The sequence below is a fragment of the Bacillus sanguinis genome (assembly GCF_018332475.1).
Lineage (GTDB): Bacteria > Bacillota > Bacilli > Bacillales > Bacillaceae_G > Bacillus_A > Bacillus_A sanguinis.
In genome coordinates this window covers 1-4,891 of record NZ_BOQB01000075.1, presented here as the reverse complement: position 1 = coordinate 4,891, position 4,891 = coordinate 1, and the positions used below count along the sequence as shown (strand labels likewise).

4 protein-coding genes and 11 tRNA genes are annotated in these 4,891 nt (G+C 36.1%); 2 read left to right on the top strand and 13 right to left on the bottom strand.

Annotation, left to right across the window (positions count from 1 at the left end; translation table 11 throughout):
* The first annotated feature begins 119 nt into the window (after positions 1 to 119).
* A complete protein-coding gene (locus KI369_RS10210; RefSeq protein WP_212955862.1) occupies positions 120 to 1,280 on the top strand; it encodes an SH3 domain-containing protein in 1,161 nt (386 codons plus the stop codon).
* Positions 1,281 to 1,285: 5 nt separating this feature from the next.
* Positions 1,286 to 1,624, top strand: a complete 339-nt coding sequence (locus KI369_RS10205; protein ID WP_212955861.1) for a hypothetical protein — start codon at positions 1,286 to 1,288, stop codon at positions 1,622 to 1,624.
* Positions 1,625 to 1,865: 241 nt separating this feature from the next.
* Here KI369_RS10205 and KI369_RS10200 read toward each other — a convergent pair whose 3' ends face one another.
* From KI369_RS10200 to KI369_RS10140, 13 genes are all read right to left on the bottom strand, one after another.
* Complete coding sequence (locus KI369_RS10200) at positions 1,866 to 3,017, bottom strand: DUF3965 domain-containing protein (protein ID WP_212955860.1); 1,152 nt, start codon at positions 3,015 to 3,017, stop codon at positions 1,866 to 1,868.
* A 295-nt stretch (positions 3,018 to 3,312) separates the two neighbouring features.
* Positions 3,313 to 3,732 (bottom strand): CBS domain-containing protein, encoded by a 420-nt coding sequence (locus KI369_RS10195; protein WP_144612932.1) that lies wholly within the window; start codon positions 3,730 to 3,732, stop codon positions 3,313 to 3,315.
* 130 nt (positions 3,733 to 3,862) lie between these two features.
* Positions 3,863 to 3,934 (bottom strand) — tRNA-Glu (locus tag KI369_RS10190).
* A 1-nt stretch (position 3,935) separates the two neighbouring features.
* Positions 3,936 to 4,010, bottom strand: a tRNA-Asn gene (locus KI369_RS10185).
* Positions 4,011 to 4,018: 8 nt separating this feature from the next.
* Positions 4,019 to 4,095, bottom strand: a tRNA-Ile gene (locus KI369_RS10180).
* 10 nt (positions 4,096 to 4,105) lie between these two features.
* Positions 4,106 to 4,176: transfer RNA gene (locus KI369_RS10175), tRNA-Trp, on the bottom strand.
* A 6-nt stretch (positions 4,177 to 4,182) separates the two neighbouring features.
* A tRNA-Thr gene (locus KI369_RS10170) sits at positions 4,183 to 4,255 on the bottom strand.
* Positions 4,256 to 4,265: 10 nt separating this feature from the next.
* A tRNA-Phe gene (locus tag KI369_RS10165) sits at positions 4,266 to 4,341 on the bottom strand.
* 8 nt (positions 4,342 to 4,349) lie between these two features.
* Positions 4,350 to 4,425, bottom strand: a tRNA-Asp gene (locus tag KI369_RS10160).
* 3 nt (positions 4,426 to 4,428) lie between these two features.
* A tRNA-Met gene (locus tag KI369_RS10155) sits at positions 4,429 to 4,505 on the bottom strand.
* A gap of 22 nt (positions 4,506 to 4,527) precedes the next feature.
* Positions 4,528 to 4,620: transfer RNA gene (locus tag KI369_RS10150), tRNA-Ser, on the bottom strand.
* 53 nt (positions 4,621 to 4,673) lie between these two features.
* A tRNA-Ser gene (locus KI369_RS10145) sits at positions 4,674 to 4,766 on the bottom strand.
* A gap of 20 nt (positions 4,767 to 4,786) precedes the next feature.
* Positions 4,787 to 4,859: transfer RNA gene (locus KI369_RS10140), tRNA-Ala, on the bottom strand.
* Between the last annotated feature and the right edge of the window lie 32 nt (positions 4,860 to 4,891).

Sequence of the window (4,891 nt, the reverse complement as noted above, 5' to 3'; positions counted from 1 at the left end):
CCTCAAAAAATTTATTTTTATATTGATTTCATATTACATTTATGTGAATACACCCACTATATTATATCTTTATACTATAATAAAATTACAACTATACAACTAGAGGAGGTCTCTATTATATGAATATGAAAGCTACTGCTTTAACAGCAACTACTGTCGCAATTGCCTCTTTACTTCCTTCTATGGGAGAAACAAATGTACAAACAGCCAACGCTGAACAATTATCTAATGTGAAAACTGGATATGTCAAAGTCGATCAAGTAGCCTTACATACAAAAGATAACGCAAATAGCTCTTCAATTGATACAATTCGCTTTAATACGAAAGTGGACATACTTGAAACAACTAATGGCTGGTATAAAGTATCTGTTAATAGTAAAGTAGGTTACGTACAAAAAGATGCTATTCTACTAAAAAACAAACTTCAATCTAATAATCAATACATCGTTAATGCCAATGCATTAAACGTTCGTTCTGAACCTAATTTAGAATCTTCAATTTTAGATATATTACCAAATGGGAAATTCGTTACCATTCAAGAAGAACAAGGCGAGTGGTATAAAATTTTACATAATGGCAAAGCAGGCTACGTACAAAAAGCATTCGTATCTAATGGTTCACAGCCTTTAGTAAAAGGCATCACAGTTCAAAATAATACGAAATACACAGTTGCAACACCTAAACTTAATGTACGTAGCAACGCTAGTACAAGTAGCGCACTACTTGGTTCATTGCAAAATGGTACACAATTACAAGTAGTGGAAACTGTAGGAACTTGGTATAAAATTCGTTTTGGCACAGGATACGGATATGTGGCAAAGCATTATGTGGTGCAAAATCAAACGCAATCACAAGCTCAAACGACTCAACCTACTTCCATTCCAGCGGTTTTCAAATTCCCTACTCAAGGAAGAATTAGCTCAACCTTTGATATACGCTGGGAACAAATGCATTATGGTATAGATATCGCAGCTCAGGGTAATGTCTCTATTCAGGCGGCGGCTGCAGGTAAAGTCGTGAAATCATATTATTCAGCTAGCTATGGCAATGTTGTGTTCATCGCCCATCAAATAAACGGGAAATTATATACAACAGTCTATGCTCACATGAAAGATCGCACTGTACAAGCTGGTGATCAAGTACAAGCTGGACAATTAGTAGGTCATATGGGAAACACAGGTCATTCATACGGGCAACATCTTCATTTTGAATTACACAATGGAGAATGGAATTTTGAAAAAACAAATGCAGTAAACCCACTGCCATATTTAGTTAGGTAAATTGTATGCCACGCAATATCAATATACCTCTCTTAATTGAATACTTATCCTTTTTAGGCTTAATCTGTTGTTTAATCATTTACAATACAAATACTGTATTTTTATCTATTATCATTGCTTTTGTTGCTTTAGAAATTATGATGGAATCCTTTCAAGTACAACTAAAACAAAAAATTGCCCATATATATAATGCCATCTTTCTATTAAGTGCCCTAATAACAAATATTATTAGTAATGGTTTTTATTTATCTACCGTATTTCCTGTATTCTTTATGACCGTTTTATTATTCATAGCTAGATACATCAATGTCCCTAATAACAAAAAACACGAACAAGAAGCTTAGAAAGAGGAGACACTGTGTACCAATCTTTCAAAGATAATCCGCTAAAATATATATTGAATTTATATAAAAAAACAAATACTTTTTTTGGTATACAAGGAAGCTATACGGCACAATTTCTTCTTTATGGAATGTTATTTCTCGTCTTAATTACGTTCTCCTTACTCTACTAATAAAAAAAGGATCTCACATAAACTTGAGATCCTTTTTAATTTATATAAATTTTTTATATAGAAAATGCTCTTTATCCGCACGCATATTTTTCATAAATAAAGCTAAGATTATATTTTTTCTCTAAGCTCATTCTTTGTTCATCATCACACCAATAGAACAGAATGTCATGAATCGTTGCATAACGCTTATTTTTAAGAAATAGTTTAAAGAATGATGGTAAACAATCATGTAATTGTATAAATATATAATTGCGTAATAATTCTTCTTTATATTCAATGCCCTTACAAATATACAGTAATTCTTCACAATAATATGCATGTTGTGGAACTTGAATCATTTCAAAAAATGGCACATATGATAATAACTTTCCGATAAAATGATCATATCGATCCATTATTCCTATCGTCATATGCTCCATCATTTCTTTCATTACATATAAATAATCATCTACATGAGTAGTCTTAAGTGGGTCTAATCGATCTGAAATTTGAGAAAGTACAGCTCTTTGACAAGCTAATACCGCTTGGCTAGGTCCGTAATATGATAGAAAGTCTGTACACTTACGATATTTTCGTAATAAGTCATGTGTGTATAAGTCATACACAAACGTATTACAATACATTGCTAGACTCATCATATCACTATTTAATTGCTCTTTTGATAGGCTTTTAGCTCTCTTACACATATAAAAGAATGTAAATTCTAATACTTCTTTATGGGATAATAGGTGTTTACAGTCTGTTATACATTTTTCATTAAATTTAACTCTATCCCAAATTTCTACATCCTCATCTGTTAATTCACCAATACGATATTTAATAATTAAATAGTTTAAAGCAACCGCTTGTGTCAAAAGATCCCACGTTTCATATTCCAATGAAGTGTGAACAAACTCAGCAAGTCCTTGAGTTATCATAAAAGTATTTGCTTCTTCATACCAACCAATCTCTTGGCATAAGCGAAGAATACGTACTAAAGTTGGAATTTCATCTTTATGAAATTGCGGTAAATTCTTTACTTTATTCATTCCATATACGATAAATGCCGCTAAATTTTCTTCTTTATAAAATTCTTTTTCTTTCCACACTAATATAGTTCGTTCTTTCCCTTCACCTTTTGGATGACAAGGTACAAGCAAAGAAAATAATTCAGCGAAATTATTTGGTTCTATATATGTATCTGTAACCAAATTCCAATTTGGATCGTGCTGTACAGCCCTCATATAATTCCCCTTCCCTTTTGTCTACATAGGAAATAATACTCCATTATTAAATCATTAACAATGAATATTGTTATATTCGAAATTTTTCATAATACTTATATCTATCAGTATATCATTTTTTCTGTTATTTAAAATTAAGAATGACAAATTTAAAAAAACTGTCGAAATTACTAACTATGTACTTATTATATAATGTCTCAGATACATCATGCTAACATATTAGTTTAATCCATATATACTAGAATAATGTATCTGATTTTTATACGTAACTTATCCCACTAATTAAAGTATCTCTTCATTCCGTGTGCTCCGAAATTTCACTTAAAGCAAATCCAGCTTGATCATCTGCCGATTCTCTTATAGCTAAATCACCTAGCGCTAGCATCCCAACAAGTTGACCACCCTCAACTACTGGTAATCGTCTAATTTGATACTGTGCCATTAACTCTGTAGCTTTTTCAATAGAATCATCTGGAGAAACTGAAACAATATTTGTTGTCATTACATTTGTAATTTTATTAGATCCAGGATGTTTCTCAGCAATCCCTCGAACAACTAAATCTCGATCCGTAACAAGCCCAACAACTTGCTCATTTTCAACAACCGGAATCAATCCAATCGATTCTTCTTTCATCTTTACAGCAGCCTCATATACATTGTCTAGCGGTGTACAATGTACAATATGAGTGCTCATCAAATCTCTCACTCGTGTCATTTTTATCTCCTCCTTTTTATACATACCATAGTTTTTCCTAAATCCCTTTATTTATTTCAGGAAAATCAGTTGATAAAGGAGGATTAACGCACAATAAAAAAGAGTCAGCAATGTGCTGACTCTTTTTTTATGACCCGTACGGGATTCGAACCCGTGTTACCGCCGTGAAAGGGCGGTGTCTTAACCACTTGACCAACGGGCCATGGCTCCGCAGGTAGGACTCGAACCTACGACCGATCGGTTAACAGCCGATAGCTCTACCACTGAGCTACTGCGGAATAATATATGGTGGGCCTAAATGGACTCGAACCATCGACCTCACGCTTATCAGGCGTGCGCTCTAACCAGCTGAGCTATAGGCCCATATACTTTACAGGGGCAGTAGGAATCGAACCCACACTGGAGGTTTTGGAGACCTCAGTTCTACCTTTAAACTATGCCCCTAAAGGATGCCGACTAGAGGACTTGAACCCCCAACCTACTGATTACAAGTCAGTTGCTCTACCAATTGAGCTAAGTCGGCATAAAAAAAATGGTGGCTCGGGACGGAATCGAACCGCCGACACGAGGATTTTCAGTCCTCTGCTCTACCGACTGAGCTACCGAGCCAACATAAATGGCGGTCCCGACCGGGGTCGAACCGGCGATCTCCTGCGTGACAGGCAGGCATGTTAACCACTACACCACGGGACCATTTGGTTGCGGGGACAGGATTTGAACCTGCGACCTTCGGGTTATGAGCCCGACGAGCTACCGTGCTGCTCCACCCCGCGACAATATAATGTTTTAAAAAAATGGAGGAGGTAGAGGGATTCGAACCCCCGCGCGACTCTCGCCGCCTGTCGGTTTTCAAGACCGATCCCTTCAGCCGAACTTGGGTATACCTCCATGAAGGAAAAAGAAATATTTTATTATTTATGTCTAAACCATTTAAAAGAAAATGGAGGAGGTAGAGGGATTCGAACCCCCGCGCGATTCTCACCGCCTGTCGGTTTTCAAGACCGATCCCTTCAGCCGAACTTGGGTATACCTCCGAGACATATAATAAATAAAGTGGAGCCTAGCGGGATCGAACCGCTGACCTCCTGCGTGCAAGGCAGGCGCTCTCCCAGCTGAGCTAAGGCCCCATGTTTTTGGGAATATCGGGAAGACAGGATTT

Bases quoted from the DNA above. Each gene is read 5' to 3' on its own strand.
- KI369_RS10210 (WP_212955862.1), top strand. From the start codon at position 120: ATGAATATGAAAGCTACTGCTTTAACAGCAACTACTGTCGCAATTGCC.
- KI369_RS10205 (WP_212955861.1), top strand. From the start codon at position 1,286: ATGCCACGCAATATCAATATACCTCTCTTAATTGAATACTTATCCTTT.
- KI369_RS10200 (WP_212955860.1), bottom strand. From the start codon at position 3,017: ATGAGGGCTGTACAGCACGATCCAAATTGGAATTTGGTTACAGATACA.
- KI369_RS10195 (WP_144612932.1), bottom strand. From the start codon at position 3,732: ATGACACGAGTGAGAGATTTGATGAGCACTCATATTGTACATTGTACA.